The sequence below is a fragment of the Serratia sp. HMSC15F11 genome (genome assembly GCF_001808215.1).
GTDB lineage: Bacteria > Pseudomonadota > Gammaproteobacteria > Enterobacterales > Enterobacteriaceae > Serratia > Serratia nevei.
Genome location: NZ_KV792497.1, coordinates 89,807 through 115,942, shown reverse-complemented (window position 1 = coordinate 115,942; position 26,136 = coordinate 89,807). Strand labels below are relative to the sequence as shown.

Here is a 26,136-nt window from a genome sequence, read left to right as displayed (position 1 = left end):
ACGGCTTGTCAGTAGAAAGGAAAAACGGCTAATCTGAGACTGTCGCCGCCGCGGTGGGTGACGCGGAAAAGGCCACAGCAAGTAACCGCCAAAACAGAGTCAGCCGTAACAACTCAACGTTGATGGGGTGATCGCATGTTAATGACAGTGATTATTACTCTGGTTGTAATCGTGGGCGTCGGCGCTTTTATGGCGATGCCGGTGATGAGCATGAAAAATGCGGAAGGTGTGGGAGGTGAAGAACCGTGAGAGCAAGAGACATAGCACGCCGCTGAGCGGGGCGATCGAGAATCGGGAAAGCCTGGGTCAGAAACCCGGGCTTTTTGTTGCGTAGCCGCTCAAACGTTTTTCCGCTCGACGGTTTCCTCTCCCCAATAAAGCTGATCGGCGGTGGTTTTGGCAAAGGCCTTCTCCAACGCTTCGTCGCTGCCTTCTTCCCAGATCTTCTGTGCCAACCCTTCGTCGTTCCCTGCCAGTTCAAAAATAGCTTCGGCGATTTCCACCGAAGTTTCACGCACTGTCGCCCAGGATTTCACATTGTGATTCGCCATAATTTTCTCCTGTTGGTTGTGGCTTACGGGTGGTTTTTGCCACCGTCATGCTGCAAGTATAGGCTAATCCGCCGTGGACTTTTGCCCGGCGGTGCGCAGAAGGGGGAAAAAGGCGGGGAGAGCGGGCAATGCCGCAGGCGGCGTGCTATTCTGTGCGGCGTTTGAATCAAGAGGAAAATTATTATGTCTGACATGCTGAGCAACGAGCAGGAACTGGCTTCCGATCTGGTCGCTTGCCAACTGGTCATCAAACAGATTCTGGACGTTATCGACGTGATTGCGCCTACCGAAGTGCGCGACAAGATGGCGGGTCAGCTTAAAAGCATCGATTTCTCCACGCATCCTGCAGGCGCCGATCCGGTGACTCGCCGCGCGATTGACAAGGCGATTGCGCTGATCGAGATGAAGTTCACCCGCAGCTGAGGCGGGGCCGCCGCAGGGCGGCGGCGTCGGGCGGTGGCGGTTAGTCCACCACCGTTTCGATTTTCTTGAACAGCGGGCAGTCGGCTACGCCGATGAAACCGTTGTCGCCATTGACGTACTGGGCGATCGCCACGTTGCGCGCCGTCAGGTATTTGCACTGCAATCCCAACCCGCCAACGTTCTTGTTGCTGCCTATCAGCACGCCGTAACCCGAGATCAAAAAGCCGCCGTAAATGACCGCCAACACCAGTACCCACTTAATCAATCTGCTCATTGTGCTTCCTCATTGTCCCTGAGGGGCCATCTAGCCACGACAACGGCATGACGGCAAGGGTAACAGTCTGAAAACCGGGCGATAGCCAGAAATCTAAACGACAAGTTAAACTTCGTTTAACTTCGCTGTGATAACATGCGCGATAGATTACCCAGATAACAATGAGGCTGCTAAATTTGTTGCGAAAAAAAATCCTCGTGATAATGACGGCCGTCGCAGCCTGCCTGTTTTTCTACCTGTTGGCGCTGGACAGTTATTGCGACGATGGCGGAAACTTTGCGCTGGGCATCTGCTCGGTAACGCGCTTCGTGCCCTGGTAAGCAATTTTTGGCAGGGATGTTCGCACGGCCGCCGCGAGTGTTAAGATGGCGGCCTGAATGTCGCAGTAAATAGGGTTGTCCATGTACGATTTAGGTTTTGGCCAGAATGGCCTGTTGTCGCTGGCCCTCGCCGCCGTGGCGTTGCTGGTTGGGCTGTGGATTTGGTTTCTGGTGAACCGCGCCAGCGTGCGCGCCAACGAGCAGATTCGTCTGCTGCAGGAGATTGCCGAGCAACAACGCCAACAAACGGCGCTGTTGAAACGCCTGGCACACCGTGCACGCGCTGATGGCGGCGATGCTGCTGACGACGACGATCTCAGCCCCGCGCTGGATTTCAAAGGTTTTATCCCCGAACGTTGAGCATGATGCTCCGGCCGGCGGCAGCGCCGCCGGGGCGCCTCAGTAAAACACCATGCCCTGATACGGTTTTTCCCGGCATGCCGCCAGGCGGCTGGCCAGATCGCCGGCATGGATCTCCAACTGGTGCCCGTCAGGATCGAGAAAATAGAGCGATTCGCCTTCGCTGCGATTGCTCTTCCACTCTTTGACGCCGTTCTGGCGCAGCCGCTCGCTGACCTGCTCAATGTGTTCCGGCGCTACGCTGAAGGCGTAATGGGTGTAATCGCGCGCGCTTTGTTGCGCCCGGGCCTCATCCCGCGACAGACACAGCCACAACGCCCCCAACGAGAGATAAGCGCCGCCTTGCCAGCGGGCGTGCGGGGTAAACCCCAACAGATGACGATAAAATTCGAAGCTGCGATCGAGATCGCTGACGGCGAGCGTCAGGTGATTGAGGCCGGTCAACATGCATGCATTTCCTGGGCGCTGAACAGAGGGAAAAGTGTACGCAGGCGCTAAGGAAAGATAAAGGGGGTAAAGCATTAGTAGAGATAATGTGAAAACCGGCGGCGCTGTCATAAAACTGTCGTACAGACATCGTAATGTAGCGCGAACCTTACGAAAGATGGATAAAGCCGATGATTAAATGGTACGAAGAAAGCGATGCCGAAGTGAACCGCAGCATCGCGCTGCTGACCGGGGAGAACCCGGACAAGTGGTATCCCTACGGTGGTGTGAAAGGTAAAGATTACTGCAAGAATCCCTCCGATGCCTGGCCGATCATTTGCGCCAACAAAATCAGTCTGAACCCCGATAACCAAAGCGACAGCCCGCAATGGCAGGCGCGCATGAGCACCCAGGGCGGTGAATGGCAGGCGGACAGCGTCAGCCCGCTGCGCGCGGCGATGATCTGCTTCCTGATGAGCCGGCAGGCTAACTGATTCGAACAATACCGGTGATTGGTAAGAGTTTCTCCTTTTTCTAATAACAGAGCTGTCGTTGGCGGAGGCTGTTTATGAAGCGCATTATCAAAGGTGATAAAAACTTGTCTCATCTGGTGATTGCCCATGCGGCGATCGATCGTCATGCCGAAAGCTTCGGCCAGCGCCGTCAGGGCTGGCCCTCGACCTACCTGATAAGATATCAAAACGATCGCGTGGCGGTGGAAGTGGTCACGCGTAGCCAATCTTATGTCGCCACGCTGATGATCGGCGCGCGCAACCTGACCAAACTGTGCGGAATGCCCGGCTAAACGCCGCCCTTATCCGCTTTCTCACGGTAAAAAAATCGCGCTCCGGCCCGTCGTCTCGGGGCGCTTCTCCTTGATGCTCACGGGGTTAAGTGTTAAAAAGCCGCCCGCAGATACATTTATTGATTGGTGAAATCTTGGCCGATAACGGCAAGGGTGTACGCCATATGAGGATAAGATGGGCGGTCAGCATCAGGATACTCCGCTAAAACGCGGTTTAAAAAACAGACACATACAGCTTATTGCCCTCGGGGGCGCCATCGGTACCGGTTTATTTCTCGGCATTGCGCAAACCATTAAAATGGCCGGCCCCGCCGTGCTGTTGGGCTACGCCATCGGCGGTTTTATCGCGTTTTTAATCATGCGCCAGCTGGGCGAAATGGTGGTTGAGGAGCCGGTCGCCGGATCTTTCAGCCACTTTGCCTATAAATATTGGGGTGATTTCGCCGGCTTCCTTTCCGGCTGGAACTACTGGGCAATGTTCATTCTGGTCGGCATGGCGGAATTGACCGCCGTCGGCATCTACATTCAGTACTGGTGGCCGGAAATCCCCACCTGGGCCTCCGCCGCGCTGTTTTTCGTGCTAATCAACCTGATTAACCTGGTGAACGTGCGTCTGTACGGCGAAACCGAGTTCTGGTTCGCCATCATCAAAGTGGTGGCGATTGTCGGCATGATCGTGTTCGGCGCCTGGCTGTTGGTCAGCGGCAACGGCGGCCCGCAGGCCAGCATCACCAACCTGTGGCAGCAGGGCGGCTTTATGCCGCATGGCTTCTCCGGGCTGGTGATGGCGATGGCGGTCATCATGTTCTCGTTCGGCGGGCTGGAAATGGTCGGCATCACCGCGGCGGAAGCCGCCGATCCGCGCCGCAGCATTCCTAAAGCCACCAATCAGGTGGTGTACCGCATTCTGATCTTCTATATCGGCTCGCTGACCGTGCTGCTGTCGCTCTATCCGTGGGGGCAAGTGGTGGAGGGCGGTAGCCCGTTCGTACTGATCTTCCATGCGCTGAACAGCAATCTGGTGGCGACCGTGCTCAACGTGGTGGTGTTGACCGCCGCGCTGTCGGTCTACAACAGCGGCGTTTACGCCAACAGCCGCATGCTGTTCGGGCTGGCCAGCCAGGGCAATGCGCCGCAGGCGCTGACGCGCGTGAATAAACGCGGCGTGCCGGTATTGTCCATCGCGCTGTCGGCGTTGATTACCTCGATTGGCGTGCTGATCAACTACCTGATGCCCGGCAAGGCGTTTGAGCTGCTGATGGCGCTGGTGGTGTCAACGTTGGTGATCAACTGGGTGATGATTTGCCTGGCGCACCTGAAATTCCGCGCCGCCAAGAACCGCCAGGGCGTCATCCCCAGCTTTAAGGCGCTGTGGTATCCGTTCGGCAACTACCTGTGCCTGGCGTTCCTCGGCCTGATTCTGGTGATTATGTATTTCAGCGAAGGGATCCGCATTTCGGTGTTGCTGATGCCGGTGTGGATTGCGGTGCTGTGGTGCGGGTTTATGCTGACGCGCCGTAAAGGCGCCAAGCGCTAATCGGTATGCGGCGGAGGCGTAGTCTGCGCCTCCGCTTCTTTTGTGCGTCAGCCGCGCGGCATAAAGGCGCGCCCCTCACCGTGACCCCGTCCCAGCAGTTTCCGGCACAGCAGCAGCAGGGTGCTGATCACGTCGATGGCGACCACGCTGAGCATCAGCAGGGTCAGCATGAAAAACCCGAGCAGCGAACCGCCCAGCAGAACCAGTGGCGCCGGTACGCGCAGACGGCGCAGCTTCATGGCGAAATACATTTTCCAGTATTGCTTCTGCGCCAGCAGCGCGCTGCGAATACGGCGCCCCAGGCTTGAGCCTGATTTGCGGGATGTAGAACGACTCATAACTTCTCCTTTTCTGTATGCCCTACAAGTCAATCACAAAGATCTTAAGAGAGTCTTAACGGGCTCTTGGCGGCCCTGGCTGTCTCAGCGGAGTGAGACAACAGCATACGGCAAAAGGTCCCGCAATGCAGCGCACGGCTGACGAAGTGGGAGTCTCGTCGGGTTTGTTACACTGGAAGTCACGCCCGTGCAGGGGGCGCAGCGGACAGGAGAAGGGGCTGGATGAAGAGAATCAATCGTTATTACGACGCGGCCAAGGCGCATCACACGCCGGAGGGATTTCGCAACCCGGAACCCTCGCAGCGCCAGGAGGGTGACCTGCAGCGTTGGCAGGATGAGCGCAAGCGGCAGGGGCTGCCCAGGCCGCCGCAGCAGGGCTACGCGCAATTTACCGAACGCTGGTGGCAACCCGCCGATCTCAGCGGCAGCGATGACAGCATCTGGTGGCTGGGGCATGCATCCATGCTGTTGCGGCTGGGTGGCCGCTATATCCTGATCGACCCGGTGTTGTCCGAACGCGCCTCGCCGCTGAGCTTCTACGGGCCGAAGCGCAGAACGCCGGCGCCGCTGACGGTGGAGCAATTGCCGGCGGTGGATGCGGTGCTGATCTCCCATAATCATTATGACCATCTCGACAGGCGCACGGTGCGGCAGCTGGCGCGGCGCTTCCCACAGGCCGAGTTTATCGTGCCGCTCGGCTTGAAGCATTGGTTCCGCCGTTATCGGCTGAAGGTGCATGAACTGGACTGGTGGCAGAGCCTGTCGTTAGGTGAGCTGACGGTCTACGCCACGCCGGCGCGGCACTGGAGCATGCGCACGTTGTGGGATCGCAATTGCTCGCTGTGGTGCGGTTGGGTGATCCATCATCCGGCGCTGCGGTTCTATTTTTCCGGCGACAGCGGCTATTCGGCACGGTTGGCGGAAATTGGTCAACGGCTGGGCCCGTTCGACGTGGCGGCGCTGCCCATTGGCGCCTATGCGCCGCGCTGGTTCATGCAGGAGCAGCATATGGACCCGCAGCAGTCGGTGGCGCTGTATCGCGAGCTGAATCAGCCGCGAGCCATTCCCATCCATTGGGGGGTATTCGAACTGGCGGATGAATCGCTGGACGAACCGCCGCAGCAACTGAACCTGGCGCTGAGCGAGGCGGGGCTGGAACAGCATCAATTCCATCCGCTGAAGATTGGCGAGCGCATCGCGTTGCAGGACTCGCAGCAAGCGTTGTCTATCCACCCGGTGGTACAGAGGAAAGAATAAGATCAACGGTTTGAAAGCGTGGCAGTAATTAGCAAAATTGATAAGTGCGGGGTGGGATCCAAATAACCACCCGATTTTCCGGATTTAATTCAATGCCGCACTTTCGCTATTCATAAGGTTATTCCGGTTATTCAGATTTAAGGTTTCGGATTATTTAGGATGAAGCCACCGACCAGCGGGGGAGGCGTCAGGACGTTGCATGCTTATGCAGCCGTTGGTCGGCGTGTCAGCGCGGCCGCCGGCTCTCGTCACGCTCTGGTGCATGCCGTGCGGTGACAGGGCTGAAGGCCGATGGTGAATGCGCTTTCCGACGGTAAAGGGGCGGAGGAGCATTGAATAAATTGGCCCCCGTTCATCGATATTCAAATGTTGCATATGACATTCCATAAAGATTCAAATTTTTTAACGCTATAAGCGACAAAAAAGCGAAAACGCCGAGAAGGAGATGCGTCAAAACGATGAAAGTTTTGTTAAAACGCTATCAGAATGCGGGGTCTGGCGCAGCGAGTTTGGCAAGCAGAAAATAGCCGATGCTTCAACATCTTTTGGCCTATTTAAGCAAATGTGGCTCTCGACCGTTTCAAATATGTGCGACATGTCGTTCAGTGATTAAAAATGGCTTGCCATCGCATACAGAGTATGTGATAACGCATCTGGGTAAAACGAGGTACAGTTCTGTATATGTGTGGCATTTTCAGTAAAGAAGTTCTGAGTAAAGACGTTAGCGTTGAATACCGCTTCTCTGCCGATCCTTATCTTAGTGCCTCAAGCAGTAACGACTCTAGTTTGTCTATGTAACGCCCTCGGGCGGTTTAAACAATCCAAAGGAAATACTCAAGATGGCAAAGATCAAAGGTCAAGTTAAGTGGTTCAACGAGTCTAAAGGTTTCGGTTTCATCACCCCGGCTGACGGCAGCAAAGACGTGTTCGTACACTTCTCTGCAATCCAGGGTAACGGCTTCAAAACCCTGGCTGAAGGCCAGAACGTTGAGTTCGAAATCCAAGATGGCCAGAAAGGCCCATCTGCAGTAAACGTTACTGCTATCTAATCAGCGTCAGCTGTACAAAAAGCCCGCCTTCGAGCGGGCTTTTTCGTTTCCGTCATCCGGCGGCGATGATGATGCCGGCGTACTGGTTGCGGCCTTTGATCCCCGGATGCGTCGGATCCTGCGCGCGCCGGTGGCTGTTGCGGCGATAGCTGGTGTATTTGAAGCGCTGTGGCCGCTGTGGGTCGACGTCCGGCGTGCAGATGGTGCAACTGCCGGCGCGGTCAACGGCGGCGAAGCCGAGCGCCGCCAGCTTGTATTCGGCAATCGCGGCCAAATCCAGATGCCGGTAATGTGGGCTGATCAGCGTGGCGGGCAGCGGCAGGCGCTGTTTAAAATTTTCCACCAGCGCTTCATCGACTTCGTAGCAGCACGGGCCGGCGGCAGGGCCGATAGAGGCCACCCAATCGGCGGTGTCGCCATCCTGGCGAATGCGCGCTGCCATCTGTTCCAGAATGCCGTCCAGTAAACCGCGCCAGCCGGCATGAACCGCGGCGATGGCGCCCCCGTCACGGCGGCTGAACAGCACTGGCAGACAGTCCGCCGTCAGTACGCTGAGCAGAATGCCGGGCTGGCGGGTATAGAAACCATCGGCCTCGCCGCACGCCTGCGCAGGTTGCAGCACGTCGACGATACGGGTGCCGTGCACCTGCTTCTTTTCCGGTAGCGTGGCGCTGTAGGGCAGCAGATGCCCGGGCAGCAGCGCGAGTTTGCTGCCAAAGCCGTGCTGAATGTGGGGCACCGCATTGAGCAGCGCGGAACGATCGCTCATAAGTTATTTTCACCTGCGTGAGAAAACAGACTCTCAGTGTAGCCAGCTTTTTCCCCGCTTGACCAGGCGTTGTTGGCGGCGAAAGCGAGCGGGGATGCGCCTTGCATCGAGACGACGCCTTCTTTAGACTAGCCGCGCCCTGTCTTTCTGGAAGCCCATTCATGTCTTATCAATGCCCTCTGTGTCATCAACCGCTGCATTTTTCATCGCAACACTGGCGTTGCGCCGGCAATCATCAGTTCGATCAAGCCAAAGAAGGCTACGTCAATCTGCTGCCGGTGCAGCACAAACGATCGAAGCAGCCGGGAGACAGCGCGGAAATGATGCGGGCACGGCGCGCGTTTCTCGACGGCGGTTATTATCAACCGCTGCAGCAGCAGGTGGCCGAGTGGCTGGATTTGGCGCTGGCGGCCGATGCTGGCGCGTTGTTGGACATAGGCTGTGGGGAAGGGTATTACACCGCTGCCGTGGCCGCACGGCTGGCACAGGCGCGCAATATGGCGGTCTATGGGCTGGACGTCGCCAAGGTAGCGATCCGCTACGCCGCCAAACGTTATCCTGCGGTCTCGTTCTGCGTCGCCTCCAGCCACCGCCTGCCGTTCGCCGACGCGGCGCTGGATGCGGTCTTGCGCATTTATGCGCCCTGCAAGGCAGAGGAGCTGGCGCGGGTGGTGAAGCCGGGTGGCGTGGTAGTGACGGTCTCGCCGGGCCCGCGTCATCTGTACCAGCTGAAAGAGCAGGTCTACCAACAGGTGCAGCTGCATGCCGAGCAGGACGAACAGTTCGACGGTTTCGAGTGTGAGCGTAAAGAGGCGTTGGCCTATACGATGACCCTGCCGGGCGCACAGGCCGCCAACCTGCTGCAGATGACACCGTTCGCCTGGCGTGCTACGCCGGAGGTGCAGCAGCGGCTGGCGGCTGGCGGCGAGTTCGTGTGCGAAACGGATTTCGCGTTGGCGCTGTACCGACGCCGCGCTTAACAGGCGCACCGGGCCCAGAAACAAAAAAACCTGCCGCGGCAGGTTTTTTGCAGAGCGAGCGCCTCAGGCCAGGTAGCCGAGGTGCTCCAGCAGAATGTTGACGCCGATACCGATCAGCACCACGCCGCCGAGGATCTCGGCGCGTTTGCCCAGCAGCGGGCCGATAAAGCGGCCAATCATCATGCCCAGCGTCGCCATGATCATGGTGGCGCAGCCGATGGCCATGGCGGTATGCACGATATTCACCTGCAGGAAGGCCAGGCCGACGCCGATAGCCATCGCGTCGAGGCTGGTGGCGATAGCGGTGGCCACCAAGATCCAGAAGCCGTGGCGTTTGACCTTCTCTTCCTCATCGGGCCTGTTGCGCACCCCTTCGACGATCATGCGCATGCCGAGAATGAACAGCAGGGAGAAGGCGACCCAGTGGTCCCATTCCATGATGTATTGGCTGGCGAACAGACCGATGGCCCAACCGATGAGCGGGGTGATCGCTTCGACCACGCCGAAGATCAGGCCGGTACGGATCGCTTCGCGGAAACGGGGTTGATGCAGGCTGGCACCTTTGCCGATCGAAGCGGCGAAAGCATCCATGGACATGCCAAAAGCGAGAATGAGTGTAGCTGAAAGGTTCATGTGAAATAGCCTCGGCCGGGTGGCTCCATATACACGTAACCCACCCCCAACCAAACGACGGAGTTACGTGTCTATGGTCTCGCCAACCTACCTGGCTGCCCGCACCACGTTTCATACGGCGAAACGAGTATGTTGATACGGGCGTTTCTGGCGTTTTATTCTCCAGAAACCGGCTACTCCCCAATGACGGCACAACCATACCATATTATTTCCGCCATCGACAACTTTATTCTAGAGTCATGCTCGCTCTTAATTGAGACTCGTTTTCATTAATCTAAGTTCATGCGGGAATATAATGTAGACGTGGGTAACAATGTTGCAGAAATAATAGTCAGAGTGAAAATGGCGCTGCCGATTAATTATCCACAAGCAGCGCAAGGTTTGAGCGGCAATAAAACGATTTTTTATTTATTTATTGATTATCAACGAAAAAATGATAAATCCGCTCCAGGTCATCCAGGTGGTTCACCTGAACCAACAGTCTGCGCTGTTCCAGGTCGACGGCCAGAATGCCGTCCTCCGATAAATTCATGGCTTTAATGCGGTTATATTCGACAAACACGTTCGCGAAGAAAAAACCCTGTGCTTTAAACACCATCTTGGGGGTGCGAATATAAGAGATATAGATCGCGAGCAGCGCCAAAGAAATAAGCAAATAGGTGGTTAATACCGCACCGTTGGTGGTGACGTTGCGGTAAATCAGAATGGCGATCAGGCCGACGAAAATCAGGCTGTCGAGGCGGTTACGGCGTTTGAGCGCCACTTTAAGCCGCGTTTTACCTTTCAGCAGGTCCATGCCGAATTCGTCATACAGCGAGTACAGCAACAGCAGGGCGATAAACAGCATCAGTACGGCGTCGGTCAGTGACATCTCTTGCTCCACACATAAAAAAGCCGGGGGTTGCCCCCCGGCCGATTCGAACGATTACAGGCCCAGCAGGCCAATCCAATAGCCAAAGATACCGATGACGAAGAAGCCGATGATGATCCACAGCGCATTGACTTTTTTGCGCAGCAGCCACATACAGGCGAAAGTCAGCAGCAGCGGCACCAGGCCCGGCATCAGCTGGTCGAGGATGGTCTGCACCGTGGTGACGTTGGTATGCCCGGTCTGGTCGGTGATCTTGGACACCACCAGCGGGATATTCACGTGCGTCCACTTGTTGACCAAGGCGCCCATAACAAACAGGCCGAGAATGGACGCTCCTTCCGTCAGTTTTTGCAGGAAGCCGCCGCCCATGTCGTTGACGATGTCCACCCCTTTACGGTAACCGTAGGCCACGCCGTAATAGCGGGTCAGCAGGCGCACCAGGTTGAACAGCACGAAGAACAGGATCGGCCCGAGCAGGCTGCCACTCATGGCGATGCCGGCGCCGAGCGCGGCGAACACCGGCCGCACGGTGCCCCAGAAAATCGGGTCACCGACGCCCGCCAATGGCCCCATCAGACCGACCTTGATGCCGTTGATCGCACCGTCGTCGATCGGCGCGCCGTTGGCGCGTTGCTCTTCCATCGCCATGGTCACGCCGAGCACCGGCGCCGCCACGTAAGGGTGGGTGTTGAAGAACTCGAGGTGGCGCTTGATCGCCTGTTTGCGATCGTCATTGTTTTCCGGATACAGGCGACGGATCACCGGTACCATCGAGAAGCAAAAACCCAGCGCCTGCATGCGCTCGAAGTTCCACGACCCCTGGAACAGGTTGGAGCGCAGGAATACGCCGCGAATATCGGCCGGCGTGAGTTTCTTTTGAGCAGTTGTATCAACCATTTCTCTCACCTATTCCTAGTCGAGTTCGTTATCAAGATCGTTCGCATTAGCCGGGCCGGCCTGGACAACCTGAGACTTGTTGTATTTCGGGCTGAGCTGGATATACAGCACGGCCATCACCACGCCGATGACGCCGAGCGCAACCAGGTTGAAGTTGGTGAAGGCGGCGGTCACGAAACCAAGGTAGAAGAACGGCATCAGGTAGCCGGCGCGCATCATGTTAATCACCATCGCGTAACCGACCACCACGATCATGCCGCCGGCGATGTTCAGGCCGCTGGTGACCACTTCCGGGATCGAGTTGAGCAGGGCGTGTACCCCGGCGGTGCCAACCGAGATGGCGACGATGACCGCCGGAATGGCGATACGCATCGCCTGCAGCAGCAGAGCGCCGATGTGGATCCAGGTGATGGCCCGCAGGCTGCCGCGCTCCGCCGCGCTGTCCGCCGCGTGCTGGAAGGCCACGGTGAGGGTACGTACGATGATGGTCAACACCTGGCCGGCCGCCGCCAGCGGAATGGCCAGGGCGATACCGGCACCGACGCTTTGCCCACCGGCGATGACCAGAATGGTCGAGATGATGGAGGCCAGGGCGGCATCCGGCGCGACTGCCGCACCGATGTTCATCCAGCCCAGGGCGATCATTTCCAGCGTACCGCCGATGATGATGCCGGTTTTCATATCGCCGAGAATGAAGCCGATCAGAGTACAGGCGACCAGCGGACGGTGAAATTGGAACTCGTCGAGGACGGAACCCATCCCGGCGATACAGGCAACGATAAATATCAGCACAATCTGAAGAGTGGTGATCTCCATTGCACTTCTCCTATGACCAAAAAGCTCTGAGTAAATAATCAGCGGCTGGCGCCACTAATTGAGTTTGTTAATCAGGTCCATCATTTTTAGCCGGCTGTCGGACGAGACCTTACGCACTTCCAGCTCGATACCGCGATCGTTCAGTTTCTTAAACGCTTCGATATCTTTTTCATCGACGGAAACGGCGTTGTTCACCTGGGTTTTCCCCTGACGGAACGCCATGCCGCCGATATTGACGGATTGAATATCCACGCCGCCTTCCACCAGGCGCAAGACGTCGGTCGGGTTGGTAAACAGCAGCATTACGCGGTCGTTGGCGTACTTCGGGTTGTTCCAGACGCGGATCGCCTTCGCCACGTCCACCACGTGAGCGGTGACCCCCGGCGGGGCGACCTGGGTCAGCAGGGTTTTGCGCACATGGTCGGCGGCGACTTCATCGCTGACGACGATAATGCGGCTGACGTTGGTTTCTTTGGTCCAGCGAGTGGCGACCTGGCCGTGAATCAAACGGTCATCGATGCGCGCCAGGCCGATTTTCATGTGGTCGTTCGGCCCCAGCGGCGCCTGAGGGGCAGCGGCTTTGGCGACGGGTGCTGCGGGTTTTGCGGGTTCTTCCTGCGGTTTTTTCAGCGCTTTCACGCCTTCACGGCCGGTTTCCAACGCCAGCGCCACCAGTTCATCGAAGGCGGGGTTGTCGTCCCGCGCCATGAAGGTTTCCACCAGCATCGGAATGTTGACCCCGGTGACGACCTCATAGTTTTCTTTGTCGACCGCAATGCGGCTGGCGGCGTTGAACGGGCTGCCGCCCCAGGTATCCACCAGGAACAGCACGCCGCCGCTGGTATCCAACCCACTGATTTTTTCGTTGTACTTGACGATTAACGTTTCGGCATTCTCACCGGGAACGAAGTCTATAAAGGCGACGTTGTCCTGCTCGCCCAATAGCATCTCCGCCGTTTTCAGCAGTTGTTCCGCTGCAGCCCCGTGTGTGCCGATGATAATAGCTATTGCCACTCGCTACCTCCTCGTTGAACTCCAGGCGCGGTTTGTGTCGTTTCTCCGCGCCGTCTTGGCAGTCACTTCCGCGGTTCAGATACATTATGGTAGAAAAAAAGAAACGCACGCCTAACATTTCTCACGCAGTTTCAAATGCCTGTGCGTGATGCTTCACGAACGCGACATTTATTTTAGTGAGTGAAAAAATATTTTTTGTGACGTTGCTCCGTTATTGAATGCTCGGAGAAATCTTAGCTGTCGCAGATGATACGGCGTGGCGCCATGCTAAACCGCCGTTGAAAAAGCCGCTTTGTCCCCCAGAAAAATCCTGATACAGTAATTTCCTCTTTCATCACTAAGGAGTGAAGGGCCTCAGCCCTCCCTATGGACTGTCACCGAAGTTACTGTTTTACCAGGTTTCACCCGCCACCTGCTGGCGTTGCATATGCTGTTCGGCCCTTCGGCCATCTCCCGGTAACCCCATCCCGTCACTTTGCTATTGTCGACTGCGCCCATGCAGCGGCGGCATCGTCACGTCTGAGCTGCGTGCGCTCATTCCCACTTTTCTCTGGAGTCTGATATGGAATTTTTAATGGACCCCTCTATTTGGGCGGGGTTGCTTACGCTGGTGGTGCTGGAAATCGTGCTGGGCATCGACAACCTGGTGTTCATCGCCATTTTGGCCGACAAGCTGCCGCCGAAGCAGCGCGATAAGGCGCGCATCATTGGCCTGTCGCTGGCGTTGCTGATGCGTTTGGGCCTGCTGTCGGTGATCTCCTGGATGGTAACCCTGACCACGCCGCTGTTCAGCGTCGGCGATTTCAGCTTCTCCGGCCGCGATTTGATCCTGCTGTTCGGCGGGGTGTTCCTGCTGTTCAAGGCTACCATGGAGCTGCACGAACGGCTGGAGGGGCAGACGCACCAGGACGGCGCCAACCGCGGTTACGCCAAGTTCTGGGCGGTGGTGGTGCAGATCGTGATTCTTGACGCGGTGTTTTCGCTCGATGCGGTGATTACCGCCGTGGGTATGGTGAACGATCTGCCGGTGATGATGGCGGCGGTGGTGATCGCGATGGCGGTGATGCTGTTGGCGTCGAAGCCGTTGACCAACTTCGTCAACGCGCACCCGACCATCGTGGTGCTGTGCCTGAGCTTCCTGTTGATGATTGGCCTTAGCCTGATCGCCGAAGGCTTCGGTTTGCACATTCCTAAAGGCTACCTGTATGCCGCTATCGGCTTCTCGATCCTGATTGAATTGTTCAACCAGATCGCGCGTCGCAACTTCATCAAGCATCAAGCGCGTCGCCCGATGCGCGAGCGCACCGCGGAAGCGATCATGCGCCTGATGGGGCAGCAGCGTACACCGCAGACGGACGATGCGGTCGCCTTGCCGAGGGATGAAACCTTTGCGGCGGAAGAGCGCTATATGATCAGCGGCGTGTTGACGCTGGCCTCGCGTTCATTGCGCAGCGTGATGACGCCGCGCACCGACATTTCCTGGGTCGACTGCGAGCGCTCCCGCGAGGAGGTACGCGCACAGCTGCTGGATACGCCGCACAGCCTGTTCCCGGTGTGTCGTGATTCGGTGGATGAGATCGTCGGCGTGGTACGCGCCAAGGATCTGCTGGTGGCGTTGGAGCAAGGTGAAGACATCGCCGAGTTCGCCGCCCGCACGCCGCCGATCGTGGTGCCGGAAACCATGGACGTCATCAAGCTGCTGGCGGTGCTGCGTCGCGCCAAAGGGCGTTTGGTGGTGGTCACCAATGAGTTCGGCGTCGTGCAGGGGCTGGTGACGCCGCTGGACGTGCTGGAAGCGATTGCCGGTGAATTCCCGGACGAGGACGAAACGCCGGACATCGTGGCGGAAGGCGACGGCTGGCTGGTGAAGGGCGGAACCGATCTGCACTCGCTGGAACAGGCGCTGGCCTGCGATGACCTGGTTAGCCCCACCGCCGATTACGCCACCCTGGCGGGGCTGCTGTTGGCCCACTACGGGCAGATGCCGGTGGTGGGAGATACCATCGAGCTGAACCACCTGCGTTTCGATATCGTTGAGGTATCCGAATACCGTATCGAACTGGTGCGCGTTACCCGCGTCGCCCTGGACGAGACGGCGCACGCGTAACCCTCCCGCCGGGGGCTCAGGCCTCCGGCGGATCCTCTTCCGCTTTCCTGACGCGCGATTCGTACTGCTGCAGCCACAGCGGGAAAACATGAATCGGCATCGGCTTGGCGAAATAATACCCCTGCAGGGCATTGACCTCGCGTGAGCGCAGATAGTCGGCCTGTTCCTCCGTTTCCACCCCCTCTGCCACCAGTTTCAGCTTCAGGCGCTGCGCCAGCGTAATGATGGTGTCGGTCACCGTAGCGTTGACCGCGTCGGTGCCGATGGCGGCGGTAAACCCGCGATCGATCTTCAAGACGTCCGGGCTGAGGTTCTTCAGGTAGCTCAGCGAGCTGTGGCCGGTGCCGAAATCGTCGATGGCCAGCATGATCCCCATGTCTTTCAGCGTGCGGATCTGGTCATACTGGATCGCCGACAGCGCGGTGCGTTCGGTCAGCTCCAGCATCAATGAGGGCATCGGGTGCGCCGGCAGCCAAATCTGGCGGATATCGTCGATGATGTTGAGCGTTTTAAAATGCTCGGCGGCGACGTTGATGCTGATGTAGAAAGACGGTCGTGGCGGGAACAGCTGCAGATTTTCCGTCACGGTGTTCATCAGATAGCGAGTGAGCGGAATGATGAGCTCATGCTGCTCGGCCAACGGAATAAACACGTCAGGCGAGATCCATCCTTGTCGCTTCTTTTTCCAACGCAGCAGCATCTCGACGCCGGCGCAGCGCCCGGTGTCGCTGTGGATGATAGGCTGACAGTAGACGCGGAACTCCCGATGAGTGATGGCATGGCCGATGTGGTAAGACAGGCTCATGCGGTTGGCGGTGAGCAGATAGACCACATAGGCTGCCAGCAGGCTGATCAACAGCGCCAGCGGGATATGGCGCGGCAATGCGGACAGCGCCAGCATGCCGATCTGTGGACCGAACAGTGAAATCGAGAACGGGTACAGCGCGGAGCCGGCGGTGTAGCGCAGATCGTTGGTCAGGGTGTCGCGGCTCAGGATTTCGCGGCGGCCATATTCCAGGCTGCTGTCGTCCACGTTCAGGACCACTCGCTGAACGTAAGGCTCTTGCGGTTCGAGTAAAAAGTTGGACAGCAGCTCGATATTGAATACGTGCAGCACGCCGCTGGTTTTATCGCGGGGGGATGGCGTCCACATCACCAGCGTGGGCAGGCCTTTGCTGACCGCCAGAGAGGGGCGCAGCGCCAGCCTGGCGTTGCTGTCGACGAAGGTGGGCATCACCGCGGCCAGCTGATAATGACGGGCGCCAAACAGGCTGGAGCAGTAAATAACACCGTTTTTCACCAGCAACATGGCGCGTAGCGCCTGATTTTGCGCGGCGCGAAAGCGCAGGGTCGATGAAACGTTTTCGCAGGGTTGGTCCAGCATGTCCATACTGCGTTCCGCCTGCATCTGCGCCGGCGTCAGCAATTGGTTGATCTTGCCGACGGTGCGGGTAGCCAACGTCTGCTGGCTCTGCTCGATGCTTTTGACCTCTTGATAGTAACGGGTATACAGCGATACCAACAGAATAGCCACGCCCACCGCTCCGGCCAGCAGCCAACGGTAGTAACGATATCGGGACGCGGCGAGGTGGGTCATCAACATCCGGTAAATCCTTGTTCGGTAATCCAGCTCCGAGTCACAGTCAGGCCATAGATCCTTAAGTTGCGCTCGGCTAATTCTAGCCTGAGGTTATACAAGATTGATGGTAACTCAGTAAATTATTTCAGTATGGTAAAACAGAAGGCCAATTTGCAGGCTAACCGCCCGATCGATGAGAAAAATGCAGGATATTTTCTGGTGACATTGTCACTAAAAGCGGCCAATGAATTGATTACTCATAAAAAACCCCGCCGGGCGGCGGGGTTGTCTGTCAGTCGCATTGCACCTTGATCGCCAGGCCGCCGCGTGACGTTTCGCGGTACTTGGCGTTCATGTCTTTGCCGGTTTCGTACATGGTCTCGATCACCTTATCCAGCGAAACGCGCGGCTCGCTGGTGCGGCGCAGTGCCATGCGGGCGGCGTTGATCGCCTTGACCGAAGCGATGGCGTTGCGCTCGATGCACGGTACCTGTACCTGGCCGGCAACCGGGTCGCAGGTCAGACCCAGGTTGTGTTCCATGCCGATCTCCGCCGCCACGCACACCTGTTCAGGGCTGCCGCCGAGCAGCTCGGCCAGACCGGCCGCCGCCATGGAGCAGGCCACGCCGACTTCACCCTGGCAGCCAACTTCGGCGCCGGAAATGGAAGCGTTCATCTTGTACAGCGCGCCGATGGCGCCTGCCGCCATAAAGTAGCGGATATAGATATCCGGGCTGACGGATTCGATGAAGTGATCGTAGTAAGCCAGCACCGCAGGCACGATGCCGCAGGCGCCGTTGGTCGGCGCGGTGACCACGCGGCCGCCGGCGGCGTTTTCTTCGTTCACCGCCAGCGCGAACATGTTGACCCAGTCGATCACGTTCATCGGATCGTTGGACAGTTTGTCCGACGCCACCAGCATGCGGCGCAGCGCGGAGGCACGGCGCGGCACGCGCAGCGGCCCCGGCAGCACGCCTTCGGTATTCAGACCGCGATCGATACAGGCGCGCATGGTTTGCCAGACGTTACCGAAGTAGGTGTCGATATCTTGCTTGCTGTGCAGCGCCAGCTCGTTCTGCATCACCATGCCGGAGAGCGACAGGCCGGTCTCGCGGCAGTGGTCGAGCATTTCGCGCGCGGAGTTGAACGGATAAGGCATTTGCAGCTCTTGCTCGGCGGCCTTGCCGAAGTTCTCTTCATCGACGATGAAGCCGCCGCCGATGGAGTAGTAGGTCTTGCTGTACACTTCTTTATCGCCGGCGAAGGCGTGGACCTGCATGCCGTTTTCGTGCAGCGGCAGGTTGTCGCTGCGGAAGACCATGCCGCCGTCGCGCGGGAAATCGACTTCATGCAGGCCGTTGGCCAGCATCAGGCGTTGACGTTGTTCTACATCGCGAATAAAACCCGGAATGCTATCGATATCGACGGTGTCCGGCATATTGCCGGCCAGGCCGAGAATGATGGCGATATCGGTATGGTGACCTTTACCGGTCAATGAGAGTGAGCCGTAAACGTCTACGGCAACACGCGTGATAGAAGGCATCAGGCCTTTATTTACCAGATCGTCGACAAACTGTTTGCCGGCTTTCATCGGTCCAACCGTATGAGAGCTGGACGGGCCGATGCCGATCTTAAACATGTCGAAAACGCTAATCACGCTAAAACTCCTTAAAGAGACGTATTGTTATGGCTGCGGCGGTTAAAAACCGCGCAGGGAACAGCGATATTGTAAAAGGGCCGTGCGGGTTCGGCTGCCTTTTTCGCATGAAATTAAATAATCCGTGGTGTCGCTTTTTTGCTGATTACCCGGGGCGAACCCTTAAGCGGGGTATCCGCTTTCGCCCAAGCTCCATTAACGGTAATCGCGCCCGCTTTCCGTGCTGAACGCCGCCGGCTTAATCCCTGTTTTTACAGTGGTTTATCTCGGACGGTGGTATTTTACAGGTATTTCGTAAGGTTTAAGAGAGGGTTTACAGTTTTTTTAAAACTATTCAACCGGAACGGTAGTTGAAAAAGCGATCAAATGAAGTGATTTCGATCGCTTTACCTGCAGCGGACGTCGACGGCCATGCCAGATTGCGAGTCAGATCACGCAATGCGGGTCAAATACTGACCTGCTGCGCCAGGCGGCGAATAATGGCGGCGGTCAGCCCCCAGATAAACTGGCTGTGATACCAGGAGAGGTAAATGCGGTGCGTGTGGCCGGCGCGATGGATATCCAGCGGGTAGTAACGCGACAGGGTCAGCGCTTCCCGCAGGGGCATCTCGAACACGTCCGCCACTTCGCCCTCGTTGGCGTGGAACTGCACGTCCGGCGGGATGAGGCCGACGATGGGCGTGACCTGAAATCCGGTGCTGCTGTCGAGCGGCGCCATTTGGCCGAGTACGGTCACCGCGTTCGGCGGTATCGCCACTTCTTCCTGCGCTTCTCGCAACGCTGTGACGATCGCCGACCCGTCTTCGGCATCGGTTTTCCCGCCGGGGAAGGCTACCTGACCGGCATGTTTGCGCAGCGAATCAGCACGGCGGGTCAACAGCAGGGTCGGCTCGGCGCGGCAAACGATCGGGATCAGCACCGCCGCCGGGCGCACGTTGTGCGAGATCTGCGCCGCCTGCGGCAGCTGCAGTTGAAAACGGCTGATAAAGGCGTGCAGTGAGGTCGGCGAATTCGATGGGATCACGACAGGGCGCACTCCCCAAGCTGCGGCAGAATACGGCCAACCTTGTCGAAGGTTTCCTGGTATTCCGCCTGTTCCTGGCTGTCTGCCACGATGCCGCCGCCGGCGGAGCAGTGGATGCGGCCGTTTTCCGTGACGAGCGTGCGGATGGTGATGTTGGTGTCCATGGTGCCGCAGGCGCTCAGGTAACCGATGCTGCCGCAATAGGCGTTGCGACGCTGCGGCTCCAGCTCTTCGATGATTTCCATCGCTCGCACCTTGGGCGCGCCGGTGATCGAACCGCCGGGGAAGCAGGCGCGCAGCAGCTCGGTGGCCGAGGCCTGCTCCGGCAGGGTGGCGGTAATGGTGCTCACCAGGTGATGTACCGCCGGGAACGGCTCCACGACGAACAGTTCCGGCACCCTTACGCTGCCGGGCTGGGCGACGCGGCCGATATCGTTGCGCAACAGATCGACGATCATCAGATTTTCAGCGCGATCCTTGGGCGAATCGGCCAAACGGCGAGCCTGTGCGGCGTCTTGTTCTGCGTCCGCCAGCCGCGGCAGCGTGCCCTTGATCGGGCGGGTTTGGATACGCTGTTGCTCCAGCCATAGGAAGCGCTCGGGAGAGACGCTCAGCACGCTGTTGTGCGGCAGCCGCAGGAAGGCCGAGAACGGCGCGCGGTTGCAGGCGCTCAGTCGGCAAAACGCCTGCCATTCATCCCCCTGGTAGTCGGCGGAGAACCGCTGTGCCAGATTAATTTGGTAACAGTCGCCGCTGCGCAGGTAGTGCTGAATACGTTGGAACTTCTCGCCGTATTGCCGTCGGCTCATATTGGCACGCCAGCCGCTCAGCAGCGCGAAAGGGCGCTCCGCCGGTGCGGTTTGGCGAGTGAGCCAGCGCCAGCGCTGCTCCACATCGCCATAGCTGAGCAGCGTCAGGGTTTGCAATTGGTGGTCGGCGATCGCTGCCCAGTCATAAATGCCCACCGCCATGTCCGGCAACGCAAGGTCGGCTTCGGCCAACTGCGGCAAGGTTTCCACCCGGCGCCCAAGATCGTAGCCGAACAGCCCCAGGGCACCGCCCTGAAACGGCAGATCCGGGTTAAAGGCCGGCTGCCAACCTTGCGCCGCCAGCTGCTGCTGCAGCAGGGAAAACGGATCTTCCTTCGACTGAGTAGTTACGCCGTCACTTTCAATTACCGTGTCGGGGCCACGCGTGGTGAGCGTAACGCGCGGCTGTGCGACCAGAATATCGAAGCGGTTATGCGAGTGATCGGCAAAGCCCGAATGCAGCAACATCGCCCAGGGCTGTGCTGAAAGCGGGGCGAAAAGCGTCATCAGGGCACTGCGGCTATAGGGCAAAGACTTTATGTTTGGGGCGGTTACGCTCATGAACGTCAAAAAACCTGGCTGTGAAGACGGCAATGTCTGGCCGTTAGTGTGCCATAGACGGCTACGGCATGCATGTTTTGCCATGCGAGGCATGCAGCACAGTTCACATAAACGGCAGTTCAATAAACCTGAAATAAGGCATTTTTTGCGCCATTCATTATACCTCGGTATGTTAAAAATTTAACGTCAAATAAACGGGAAGCCTCATTTATCGAGAGAACAAGGCCCGAGAAATACAAAAACGCTTCGTTAATTTCATCAATTTATTGTTACCCATGGTTATTAACTGGGTGATGCGGAAAAGTTTTGCCTGTGTTTTGTCACGCTGGTCATTCTGAGAAATTGATGTTGGTTCGACGCCGCTTTTCTTGCTGAAAGCATGAAAAGACAAAACAAGATAAATCTTATTTGGCTCGCTGCTGAAATCTGAGTGCTTCAGTCATATTCCTCCGAACTGATGCTGAATAGACTGATATTTTTTCAAAAAAATAAAATTATTATTTTGTTACATTATCATTGAAGAGCTGCCTATGTCATTAATGCTGAGCGTCATCGTCCCGATGCACAATGTGGGAGAATTATTAGAACCTTTCCTGGCTTCGTTGCTGGCCCAACGCGAACAACGCCTGGAGGTGATCATCGTCAACGATGGTTCTACCGACGGTTCAGGAGAGACCGCGCACCGTTACGCGGCGGCGCATCCGCATATTCGTGTCATCGATCAGGCCAACGCCGGCGTTTCCAACGCGCGTAATGCCGGCCTCGCCATTGCCCAGGGTAAATACGTAGCGTTTCCTGATGCCGACGATCTGTTGGCACCGGACATGTATTCCACGCTGTTGGAGCAGGCGGAGAAATATCAATTAGACGTGATGCAATGCAATGGCGAGCGCTATTTCGCCAGCGCAGACGAATTGCAGCCGATTTTTCCCCAAGAGCGTTTACAGACCACTGATGTTGTCACCGGCGTACAGTGGTTCGAACGTGCACTGAAATCGCGAAAATTTATTCACGTTGTGTGGTTGGCGATATATCGTCTCGATTTTATCCGCCAGCATCAGCTCTATTTTGAACCAGGGTTACATCATCAGGATATTCCCTGGACGACCGAGGTCATGTTTAATGCCCAACGGGTCAAATATTTAAGCACGCCGCTGTATCGTCAACGGGTACACGACAAGTCGATCAGCAACCGCCGCCGCACCGGCAAAGCGAACGTGGATTATCAACGGCACTATATGAAAATCGTCGAAATGCTGGAGCGGCTCAATCTGCGCTATGCAGGCACTATTGCCATTCGTCCGGCTTTCCATTGGCAAATCACCCGTGAAGCGTTGGGCATTTGCCACAGCATTCGCCGTGAGCCGGATCCGGTCGCCCAGAATCAGATTACCGAAGAGTTTTATCAGCGTGGCATCGACAGAGCGATGTTCGCCAACGCGCGCGGCGTGAAGCAGGGGTGGCATGTCATGCTGTGGCGGCATCGCCTGAAGCAGTGGCGCAGCGATAACGGCTGTTCGCAAGTGGCCTGAGGCACAAGACGTTGGGATCCGTCGCGTTAGCGCGTATACTCCTTCTCCCTTTTGCCGGAGAGAACGACACATGCATGCAGGTATGCCATTACTGAGTCACGCGGAGCAGCAGGAAGCGGCGGATCGCATCCATCAACTGATGGAGCAGGGCATGAGCAGCGGTGAAGCCATTGCTCGCGTTGCGCAGGAAATTCGTGAGAAGCATCAGGGCGCTCAGGTTGCGGTACTGTTCGATGACGATGATGAAGACGAGCAGCATGATGCCGCACCGGGGGCGTCGCGGGATGACGATGCTGAAGAAGACGAAGACTATTGATGTTATCGGGGCCGCGTAAGCGGCCCCGTCAGTTTCAGCCGTTGACCGCCACGGCGGCAGCGGCTTGTTTCGCCAGCTCCACCGCCTGTTCCGTCGTGCTCGCCGTCGCCAGCGCTACGCCAAGACGACGTTGCCCGGCGATCTCCGGTTTGCCGAACAGGCGCAGCTGGTTGTGCCCGCGTAGCGCATTTTCCAATCCGCTGAAACGCACATCGCTGCTGGTGAGCTGAGGCAGGATCACTGCCGAAGCGGAAGGGCCGAACTGGCGAATGGCGCCGATCGGCAACCCGAGAAAAGCGCGAACGTGCAGGGCGAACTCAGACAGATCCTGTGAAATCAACGTGACCATGCCGGTATCGTGCGGGCGCGGTGACACCTCGCTGAAGATCACTTCGTCGCCACAGACGAACAGCTCCACGCCGAACAGCCCGAAACCGCCCAGGGCTTTCACCACTTTCTCCGCGATAGCCTGGGCCCGACTCAGCGCCGTCGCCGACATCAGTTGCGGCTGCCAGGATTCGCGATAGTCCCCATCCTCCTGACGATGGCCGATCGGCTCGCAGAAATGCACGCCGTCCACGGCGCTGATGGTCAGCAGCGTAATTTCAAAATCGAATCTTACCAGCCCTTCGACGATCACCCGGCCGCCGCCGGCGCGGCCGCCCTGTTGGGCGTAATCCCAGGCGCTTTGCAGTTGCTCAGGCGTGCGGATCAGGCTTTGCCCCTTGCCGGAAGAGCTCATCACCGGTTTGACGATGCACGGATAGCCGATGTGTTCGACCGCCTGCCGGAAAGTCGCCTCGCTGTCGGCAAAGCGATAGCTGGAGGTGGGCAGGCCAAGCTCTTCCGCCACCAGGCGGCGGATGCCTTCACGGTTCATCGTCAGGCGGGTGGCTTCGGCGCAGGGCACTACGCGGTGGCCCTGGCGTTCAAGTTCGACCAGCATGGCGGTGGCGATCGCTTCGATTTCGGGAACGATATAGTCCGGCCGCTCTTGTTCGATAACGGCTTTCAGTGCGTCACCGTCCAGCATATTGATGACGTGGCTGCGGTGCGCCACATGCATGGCGGGGGCGTCGGGATAGCGATCGACGGCGATCACTTCCAGACCGAGGCGCTGGCATTCAATGGCGACTTCTTTACCCAGCTCCCCGGAGCCGAGCAACATAACGCGGGTGGCGGAAGGGCGCAGGGCGGTTCCAATCGTTAACATAGTTTCGTACCTGGATCGGTGAAAGTAAGCGGATTGATGATCGGCGGGCAGTATATACGAAAACGATTGCGTGCGCAGCCGCCGCGCCAAGTTTGTTGCTAACTGACTGTTTTTATAACAAGCAGAAATATTTGCCCTGCATGGGCGATTGTGCGTTAATAAGCGACGGCGAAAGAAGGCCTACATATAGCAAGGTTTTCGCGTCTCGTGCCGTCAAGGCAGGTTTATCAAGTAAAGGAAACACAAATGAGCAAGATCACTGGTCACGTTAAATGGTTCAACGAAAGCAAAGGTTTCGGCTTCATCACGCCTGCCGACGGCTCTAAAGACGTTTTCGTTCATTTTTCCGCTATCGTCAGCGATGGTTTCAAGACCCTGGCTGAAGGCCAGCAGGTTGAGTTCTCCATCCAGGACAGCCAACGTGGCCCAGCCGCAGCCAACGTCGTTGCTATTTAACGACTGAGCCGCCAAGAAACCCGCCGCCGGCGGGTTTTTTTATGCCCGCTGCCCGTAACGCCGCCCATCTCTGTTATCATTTACCGCTGATTCGGCGCCAACCTGCGGGCGCGCCGCCATTCCATTCGTCATATAAGAGTTATCGCCGTGAGCACAGTTTCTTTTTCTTCCCTGCCTCTGCCAGCCGAACAGTTGGCCAACCTCAACGAACTGGGGTACGCCAAAATGACGCCGGTACAGGCCGCCGCGTTGCCCGCCATCCTGCAAGGGCGAGACGTGCGCGCCAAGGCGAAAACCGGTAGCGGTAAAACGGCGGCGTTCGGCATTGGTTTGCTGAATAACATCGTCGTTGCTCAGGTTGCCACGCAGGCGCTGGTGCTCTGTCCCACCCGCGAGCTGGCCGATCAGGTGAGCAAAGAACTGCGCCGCTTGGCGCGCTTCACGCAGAACGTCAAAATCCTGACGCTGTGCGGCGGCCAACCGATGGGGCCACAGCTCGATTCGCTGGTGCACGCGCCGCATATCGTGGTGGGAACGCCTGGCCGCATCCAGGAACACCTGCGCAAGAAAACGCTGCTGCTGGACGAACTGAAGGTGCTGGTGCTGGATGAGGCCGACCGTATGCTGGACATGGGCTTCGCCGACGACATCGACGATGTGATCAGTTACACGCCGCCGCAGCGTCAGACGCTGCTGTTTTCCGCTACCTACCCGGCGGGTATCGAACGCATCAGCGAGCGCGTTCAGCGTCAGCCGCTGAGCGTCGAAGTGGACGATGACGAAGCGCAGACCGCCATCGAACAACGTTTCTATGAGACCACGCGCGATCAGCGCCCGGCGCTGCTGGTGTCGGCCATTCGTTATCATCAACCCGCGTCCTGCGTGGTGTTCTGCAATACCAAACGCGATTGCCAAACGGTGCTTGAGGCCCTGGAGGCCCGCGGCATCAGCGCACTGGCGCTGCATGGCGATCTGGAGCAGCGCGACCGCGACCAGGTGTTGGTGCGTTTCGCCAACCGCAGTTGCCGGGTGTTGGTAGCGACCGACGTCGCCGCTCGTGGGCTGGACATCAAAGAGCTGGAGCTGGTGGTTAACTACGAACTGGCGTTCGATCCTGAAGTGCATGTGCACCGTATCGGTCGTACCGGCCGCGCCGGCATGAGCGGGCTGGCGATCAGCCTGTGCACGCCGCAGGAAATGGCGCGGGCGCACGCGATTGAAGACTACCTGCAGATGACCATTGCCTGGGCGCCGGTGTCCGAGCTGAGCGGGGCCGCCAACGGTTCGCTGGAGGCGGAGATGGTGACGCTGTGCATCGACGGCGGCCGTAAGGCGAAGATCCGCCCAGGCGATATCCTTGGCGCGCTGACCGGCGATGCCGGGCTGACGGCGGCGGAAGTGGGCAAGATCGACATGTTCCCGGTGCATGCCTACGTCGCGATCCGTAAAGCCAGCGCGCGCAAGGCGCTGCAGCAGCTGCAGCAGGGCAAAATCAAAGGCAAGAGCTGCAAGGTACGGCTGCTGAAATAAGCCGACGGCGGGCGGCGGTTTGCCTTCCCGCC

30 protein-coding genes and 1 riboswitch are annotated in these 26,136 nt (G+C 58.0%); of the genes, 15 read left to right on the top strand and 15 right to left on the bottom strand.

Going from position 1 to position 26,136, the window contains the following annotated elements; genetic code table 11:
* Positions 1-338 precede the first annotated feature (338 nt).
* Entirely contained in the window at positions 339-551 is a 213-nt protein-coding gene (locus HMPREF3138_RS20270; protein ID WP_070559259.1) for a YccJ family protein, read from the bottom strand.
* Between the two features lie 183 nt (positions 552-734).
* On the opposite strand from HMPREF3138_RS20270, the gene HMPREF3138_RS20265 reads away from it, so the two are divergent.
* Complete coding sequence (locus tag HMPREF3138_RS20265) at positions 735-974, top strand: DUF2766 family protein (RefSeq protein WP_025303170.1); 240 nt, start codon at positions 735-737, stop codon at positions 972-974.
* 40 nt (positions 975-1,014) lie between these two features.
* Here the strand turns inward: HMPREF3138_RS20265 and HMPREF3138_RS20260 are convergent, their stop codons facing one another.
* On the bottom strand, positions 1,015-1,248 hold the full coding sequence (locus HMPREF3138_RS20260) for a YobH family protein (RefSeq protein ID WP_038877047.1): 234 nt from the start codon (positions 1,246-1,248) through the stop codon (positions 1,015-1,017).
* A 161-nt stretch (positions 1,249-1,409) separates the two neighbouring features.
* Here HMPREF3138_RS20260 and HMPREF3138_RS20255 point away from each other — a divergent pair, with 161 nt between their 5' ends.
* Positions 1,410-1,568, top strand: coding sequence for a PhoP/PhoQ regulatory lipoprotein MgrB (locus HMPREF3138_RS20255; protein ID WP_004927688.1), 159 nt, complete (start codon positions 1,410-1,412; stop codon positions 1,566-1,568).
* Positions 1,569-1,649: 81 nt separating this feature from the next.
* Complete coding sequence (locus HMPREF3138_RS20250) at positions 1,650-1,928, top strand: YebO family protein (RefSeq protein ID WP_038877051.1); 279 nt, start codon at positions 1,650-1,652, stop codon at positions 1,926-1,928.
* Between the two features lie 39 nt (positions 1,929-1,967).
* Here the strand turns inward: HMPREF3138_RS20250 and fos are convergent, their stop codons facing one another.
* Positions 1,968-2,375 carry a fosfomycin resistance glutathione transferase gene (gene fos / locus HMPREF3138_RS20245; RefSeq protein WP_038877053.1) on the bottom strand — a complete coding sequence of 136 codons (408 nt, stop codon included), beginning with the start codon at positions 2,373-2,375 and terminating at the stop codon, positions 1,968-1,970.
* 170 nt (positions 2,376-2,545) lie between these two features.
* Here fos and HMPREF3138_RS20240 point away from each other — a divergent pair, with 170 nt between their 5' ends.
* The 3 genes from HMPREF3138_RS20240 (at position 2,546) to HMPREF3138_RS20230 (ending at position 4,696) form a co-directional block, all read left to right on the top strand.
* Positions 2,546-2,848 carry a phage protein NinX family protein gene (locus HMPREF3138_RS20240; protein WP_038877055.1) on the top strand — a complete coding sequence of 101 codons (303 nt, stop codon included), beginning with the start codon at positions 2,546-2,548 and terminating at the stop codon, positions 2,846-2,848.
* Between the two features lie 74 nt (positions 2,849-2,922).
* Positions 2,923-3,159 carry a DUF4060 family protein gene (locus HMPREF3138_RS20235; protein ID WP_038877057.1) on the top strand — a complete coding sequence of 79 codons (237 nt, stop codon included), beginning with the start codon at positions 2,923-2,925 and terminating at the stop codon, positions 3,157-3,159.
* Between the two features lie 175 nt (positions 3,160-3,334).
* On the top strand, positions 3,335-4,696 hold the full coding sequence (locus HMPREF3138_RS20230; RefSeq protein ID WP_038877059.1) for an amino acid permease: 1,362 nt from the start codon (positions 3,335-3,337) through the stop codon (positions 4,694-4,696).
* Positions 4,697-4,743: 47 nt separating this feature from the next.
* Here the strand turns inward: HMPREF3138_RS20230 and HMPREF3138_RS20225 are convergent, their stop codons facing one another.
* Positions 4,744-5,034 carry a hypothetical protein gene (locus tag HMPREF3138_RS20225; protein WP_033640076.1) on the bottom strand — a complete coding sequence of 97 codons (291 nt, stop codon included), beginning with the start codon at positions 5,032-5,034 and terminating at the stop codon, positions 4,744-4,746.
* 222 nt (positions 5,035-5,256) lie between these two features.
* Here HMPREF3138_RS20225 and HMPREF3138_RS20220 point away from each other — a divergent pair, with 222 nt between their 5' ends.
* From HMPREF3138_RS20220 to cspE, 3 genes are all read left to right on the top strand, one after another.
* Positions 5,257-6,291, top strand: coding sequence for an MBL fold metallo-hydrolase (locus HMPREF3138_RS20220; RefSeq protein ID WP_038877061.1), 1,035 nt, complete (start codon positions 5,257-5,259; stop codon positions 6,289-6,291).
* Positions 6,292-6,972: 681 nt separating this feature from the next.
* The gene (locus HMPREF3138_RS25820) at positions 6,973-7,089 is read left to right on the top strand and encodes a DUF2627 domain-containing protein (protein WP_002211058.1); all 117 of its coding nucleotides are present in this window, start codon (positions 6,973-6,975) and stop codon (positions 7,087-7,089) included.
* Positions 7,090-7,130: 41 nt separating this feature from the next.
* Entirely contained in the window at positions 7,131-7,340 is a 210-nt protein-coding gene (cspE, locus tag HMPREF3138_RS20215; protein WP_002221949.1) for a transcription antiterminator/RNA stability regulator CspE, read from the top strand.
* A gap of 52 nt (positions 7,341-7,392) precedes the next feature.
* Here cspE and pgeF read toward each other — a convergent pair whose 3' ends face one another.
* Positions 7,393-8,109, bottom strand: coding sequence for a peptidoglycan editing factor PgeF (pgeF, locus tag HMPREF3138_RS20210; protein WP_038877065.1), 717 nt, complete (start codon positions 8,107-8,109; stop codon positions 7,393-7,395).
* Positions 8,110-8,270: 161 nt separating this feature from the next.
* Here pgeF and rlmA point away from each other — a divergent pair, with 161 nt between their 5' ends.
* Positions 8,271-9,089, top strand: a complete 819-nt coding sequence (gene rlmA / locus HMPREF3138_RS20205) for a 23S rRNA (guanine(745)-N(1))-methyltransferase (RefSeq protein WP_038877067.1) — start codon at positions 8,271-8,273, stop codon at positions 9,087-9,089.
* Between the two features lie 63 nt (positions 9,090-9,152).
* Here rlmA and mntP read toward each other — a convergent pair whose 3' ends face one another.
* The 5 genes from mntP to manX all read right to left on the bottom strand — a co-directional run bounded on the left by mntP (position 9,153) and on the right by manX (position 13,320).
* Positions 9,153-9,722, bottom strand: coding sequence for a manganese efflux pump MntP (gene mntP / locus HMPREF3138_RS20200; protein WP_004927615.1), 570 nt, complete (start codon positions 9,720-9,722; stop codon positions 9,153-9,155).
* Positions 9,723-9,729: 7 nt separating this feature from the next.
* Positions 9,730-9,916: riboswitch (yybP-ykoY riboswitch) on the bottom strand.
* Between the two features lie 218 nt (positions 9,917-10,134).
* The gene (locus HMPREF3138_RS20195) at positions 10,135-10,593 is read right to left on the bottom strand and encodes a DUF986 family protein (RefSeq protein WP_038877069.1); all 459 of its coding nucleotides are present in this window, start codon (positions 10,591-10,593) and stop codon (positions 10,135-10,137) included.
* Between the two features lie 54 nt (positions 10,594-10,647).
* On the bottom strand, positions 10,648-11,490 hold the full coding sequence (locus HMPREF3138_RS20190; protein ID WP_033634889.1) for a PTS mannose transporter subunit IID: 843 nt from the start codon (positions 11,488-11,490) through the stop codon (positions 10,648-10,650).
* Positions 11,491-11,505: 15 nt separating this feature from the next.
* A complete protein-coding gene (locus tag HMPREF3138_RS20185) occupies positions 11,506-12,306 on the bottom strand; it encodes a PTS mannose/fructose/sorbose transporter subunit IIC (RefSeq protein ID WP_033634888.1) in 801 nt (266 codons plus the stop codon).
* Between the two features lie 54 nt (positions 12,307-12,360).
* Positions 12,361-13,320, bottom strand: coding sequence for a PTS mannose transporter subunit IIAB (manX, locus tag HMPREF3138_RS20180; RefSeq protein ID WP_033654424.1), 960 nt, complete (start codon positions 13,318-13,320; stop codon positions 12,361-12,363).
* Positions 13,321-13,882: 562 nt separating this feature from the next.
* Here manX and HMPREF3138_RS20175 point away from each other — a divergent pair.
* Positions 13,883-15,427: a TerC family protein gene (locus HMPREF3138_RS20175; RefSeq protein WP_038877073.1), complete on the top strand. Its 1,545-nt coding sequence runs from the start codon at positions 13,883-13,885 to the stop codon at positions 15,425-15,427.
* 16 nt (positions 15,428-15,443) lie between these two features.
* On the opposite strand, the gene HMPREF3138_RS20170 is transcribed toward HMPREF3138_RS20175, so the two are convergent.
* From HMPREF3138_RS20170 to pabB, 4 genes are all read right to left on the bottom strand, one after another.
* Positions 15,444-17,030, bottom strand: a complete 1,587-nt coding sequence (locus HMPREF3138_RS20170; RefSeq protein WP_038877075.1) for an EAL domain-containing protein — start codon at positions 17,028-17,030, stop codon at positions 15,444-15,446.
* A gap of 268 nt (positions 17,031-17,298) precedes the next feature.
* Positions 17,299-18,663: an L-serine ammonia-lyase gene (sdaA, locus tag HMPREF3138_RS20165; RefSeq protein ID WP_038882658.1), complete on the bottom strand. Its 1,365-nt coding sequence runs from the start codon at positions 18,661-18,663 to the stop codon at positions 17,299-17,301.
* Positions 18,664-19,108: 445 nt separating this feature from the next.
* A complete protein-coding gene (locus HMPREF3138_RS20160) occupies positions 19,109-19,687 on the bottom strand; it encodes a CoA pyrophosphatase (RefSeq protein ID WP_038877080.1) in 579 nt (192 codons plus the stop codon).
* The gene (pabB, locus tag HMPREF3138_RS20155; protein ID WP_038877346.1) at positions 19,684-21,057 is read right to left on the bottom strand and encodes an aminodeoxychorismate synthase component 1; all 1,374 of its coding nucleotides are present in this window, start codon (positions 21,055-21,057) and stop codon (positions 19,684-19,686) included. Before pabB ends, HMPREF3138_RS20160 begins: the two co-directional genes overlap by 4 nt.
* Positions 21,058-21,587: 530 nt before the next feature.
* On the opposite strand from pabB, the gene HMPREF3138_RS20150 reads away from it, so the two are divergent.
* Entirely contained in the window at positions 21,588-22,589 is a 1,002-nt protein-coding gene (locus HMPREF3138_RS20150) for a glycosyltransferase (RefSeq protein WP_038877083.1), read from the top strand.
* 70 nt (positions 22,590-22,659) lie between these two features.
* Positions 22,660-22,905 (top strand): YoaH family protein, encoded by a 246-nt coding sequence (locus HMPREF3138_RS20145; RefSeq protein WP_038877085.1) that lies wholly within the window; start codon positions 22,660-22,662, stop codon positions 22,903-22,905.
* Between the two features lie 34 nt (positions 22,906-22,939).
* On the opposite strand, the gene purT is transcribed toward HMPREF3138_RS20145, so the two are convergent.
* The gene (gene purT, locus HMPREF3138_RS20140) at positions 22,940-24,118 is read right to left on the bottom strand and encodes a formate-dependent phosphoribosylglycinamide formyltransferase (RefSeq protein ID WP_038877086.1); all 1,179 of its coding nucleotides are present in this window, start codon (positions 24,116-24,118) and stop codon (positions 22,940-22,942) included.
* Between the two features lie 246 nt (positions 24,119-24,364).
* Here purT and cspC point away from each other — a divergent pair, with 246 nt between their 5' ends.
* Together cspC and dbpA are read left to right on the top strand one after the other, a co-directional pair.
* A complete protein-coding gene (gene cspC, locus HMPREF3138_RS20135) occupies positions 24,365-24,574 on the top strand; it encodes a transcription antiterminator/RNA stability regulator CspE (protein WP_004927572.1) in 210 nt (69 codons plus the stop codon).
* A 147-nt stretch (positions 24,575-24,721) separates the two neighbouring features.
* Complete coding sequence (gene dbpA, locus HMPREF3138_RS20130) at positions 24,722-26,104, top strand: ATP-dependent RNA helicase DbpA (RefSeq protein ID WP_038877089.1); 1,383 nt, start codon at positions 24,722-24,724, stop codon at positions 26,102-26,104.
* Positions 26,105-26,136: the final 32 nt, after the last annotated feature.

Excerpts from the sequence above, each read along its gene's own strand:
- HMPREF3138_RS20240 (WP_038877055.1), top strand. The coding sequence starts at position 2,546 with ATGATTAAATGGTACGAAGAAAGCGATGCCGAAGTGAACCGCAGCATC.
- HMPREF3138_RS20265 (WP_025303170.1), top strand. The coding sequence starts at position 735 with ATGTCTGACATGCTGAGCAACGAGCAGGAACTGGCTTCCGATCTGGTC.
- HMPREF3138_RS20185 (WP_033634888.1), bottom strand. The coding sequence starts at position 12,306 with ATGGAGATCACCACTCTTCAGATTGTGCTGATATTTATCGTTGCCTGT.
- HMPREF3138_RS25820 (WP_002211058.1), top strand. The coding sequence starts at position 6,973 with ATGTGTGGCATTTTCAGTAAAGAAGTTCTGAGTAAAGACGTTAGCGTT.
- HMPREF3138_RS20235 (WP_038877057.1), top strand. The coding sequence starts at position 2,923 with ATGAAGCGCATTATCAAAGGTGATAAAAACTTGTCTCATCTGGTGATT.
- HMPREF3138_RS20145 (WP_038877085.1), top strand. The coding sequence starts at position 22,660 with ATGCATGCAGGTATGCCATTACTGAGTCACGCGGAGCAGCAGGAAGCG.
- HMPREF3138_RS20255 (WP_004927688.1), top strand. The coding sequence starts at position 1,410 with ATGAGGCTGCTAAATTTGTTGCGAAAAAAAATCCTCGTGATAATGACG.
- HMPREF3138_RS20260 (WP_038877047.1), bottom strand. The coding sequence starts at position 1,248 with ATGAGCAGATTGATTAAGTGGGTACTGGTGTTGGCGGTCATTTACGGC.
- HMPREF3138_RS20225 (WP_033640076.1), bottom strand. The coding sequence starts at position 5,034 with ATGAGTCGTTCTACATCCCGCAAATCAGGCTCAAGCCTGGGGCGCCGT.
- pgeF (WP_038877065.1), bottom strand. The coding sequence starts at position 8,109 with ATGAGCGATCGTTCCGCGCTGCTCAATGCGGTGCCCCACATTCAGCAC.
- HMPREF3138_RS20150 (WP_038877083.1), top strand. The coding sequence starts at position 21,588 with ATGTCATTAATGCTGAGCGTCATCGTCCCGATGCACAATGTGGGAGAA.
- HMPREF3138_RS20270 (WP_070559259.1), bottom strand. The coding sequence starts at position 551 with ATGGCGAATCACAATGTGAAATCCTGGGCGACAGTGCGTGAAACTTCG.
- mntP (WP_004927615.1), bottom strand. The coding sequence starts at position 9,722 with ATGAACCTTTCAGCTACACTCATTCTCGCTTTTGGCATGTCCATGGAT.
- HMPREF3138_RS20195 (WP_038877069.1), bottom strand. The coding sequence starts at position 10,593 with ATGTCACTGACCGACGCCGTACTGATGCTGTTTATCGCCCTGCTGTTG.
- HMPREF3138_RS20230 (WP_038877059.1), top strand. The coding sequence starts at position 3,335 with ATGGGCGGTCAGCATCAGGATACTCCGCTAAAACGCGGTTTAAAAAAC.
- fos (WP_038877053.1), bottom strand. The coding sequence starts at position 2,375 with ATGTTGACCGGCCTCAATCACCTGACGCTCGCCGTCAGCGATCTCGAT.
- HMPREF3138_RS20220 (WP_038877061.1), top strand. The coding sequence starts at position 5,257 with ATGAAGAGAATCAATCGTTATTACGACGCGGCCAAGGCGCATCACACG.
- HMPREF3138_RS20170 (WP_038877075.1), bottom strand. The coding sequence starts at position 17,030 with ATGTTGATGACCCACCTCGCCGCGTCCCGATATCGTTACTACCGTTGG.
- HMPREF3138_RS20190 (WP_033634889.1), bottom strand. The coding sequence starts at position 11,490 with ATGGTTGATACAACTGCTCAAAAGAAACTCACGCCGGCCGATATTCGC.
- purT (WP_038877086.1), bottom strand. The coding sequence starts at position 24,118 with ATGTTAACGATTGGAACCGCCCTGCGCCCTTCCGCCACCCGCGTTATG.
- cspC (WP_004927572.1), top strand. The coding sequence starts at position 24,365 with ATGAGCAAGATCACTGGTCACGTTAAATGGTTCAACGAAAGCAAAGGT.
- HMPREF3138_RS20250 (WP_038877051.1), top strand. The coding sequence starts at position 1,650 with ATGTACGATTTAGGTTTTGGCCAGAATGGCCTGTTGTCGCTGGCCCTC.
- pabB (WP_038877346.1), bottom strand. The coding sequence starts at position 21,057 with ATGAGCGTAACCGCCCCAAACATAAAGTCTTTGCCCTATAGCCGCAGT.
- cspE (WP_002221949.1), top strand. The coding sequence starts at position 7,131 with ATGGCAAAGATCAAAGGTCAAGTTAAGTGGTTCAACGAGTCTAAAGGT.
- rlmA (WP_038877067.1), top strand. The coding sequence starts at position 8,271 with ATGTCTTATCAATGCCCTCTGTGTCATCAACCGCTGCATTTTTCATCG.
- HMPREF3138_RS20175 (WP_038877073.1), top strand. The coding sequence starts at position 13,883 with ATGGAATTTTTAATGGACCCCTCTATTTGGGCGGGGTTGCTTACGCTG.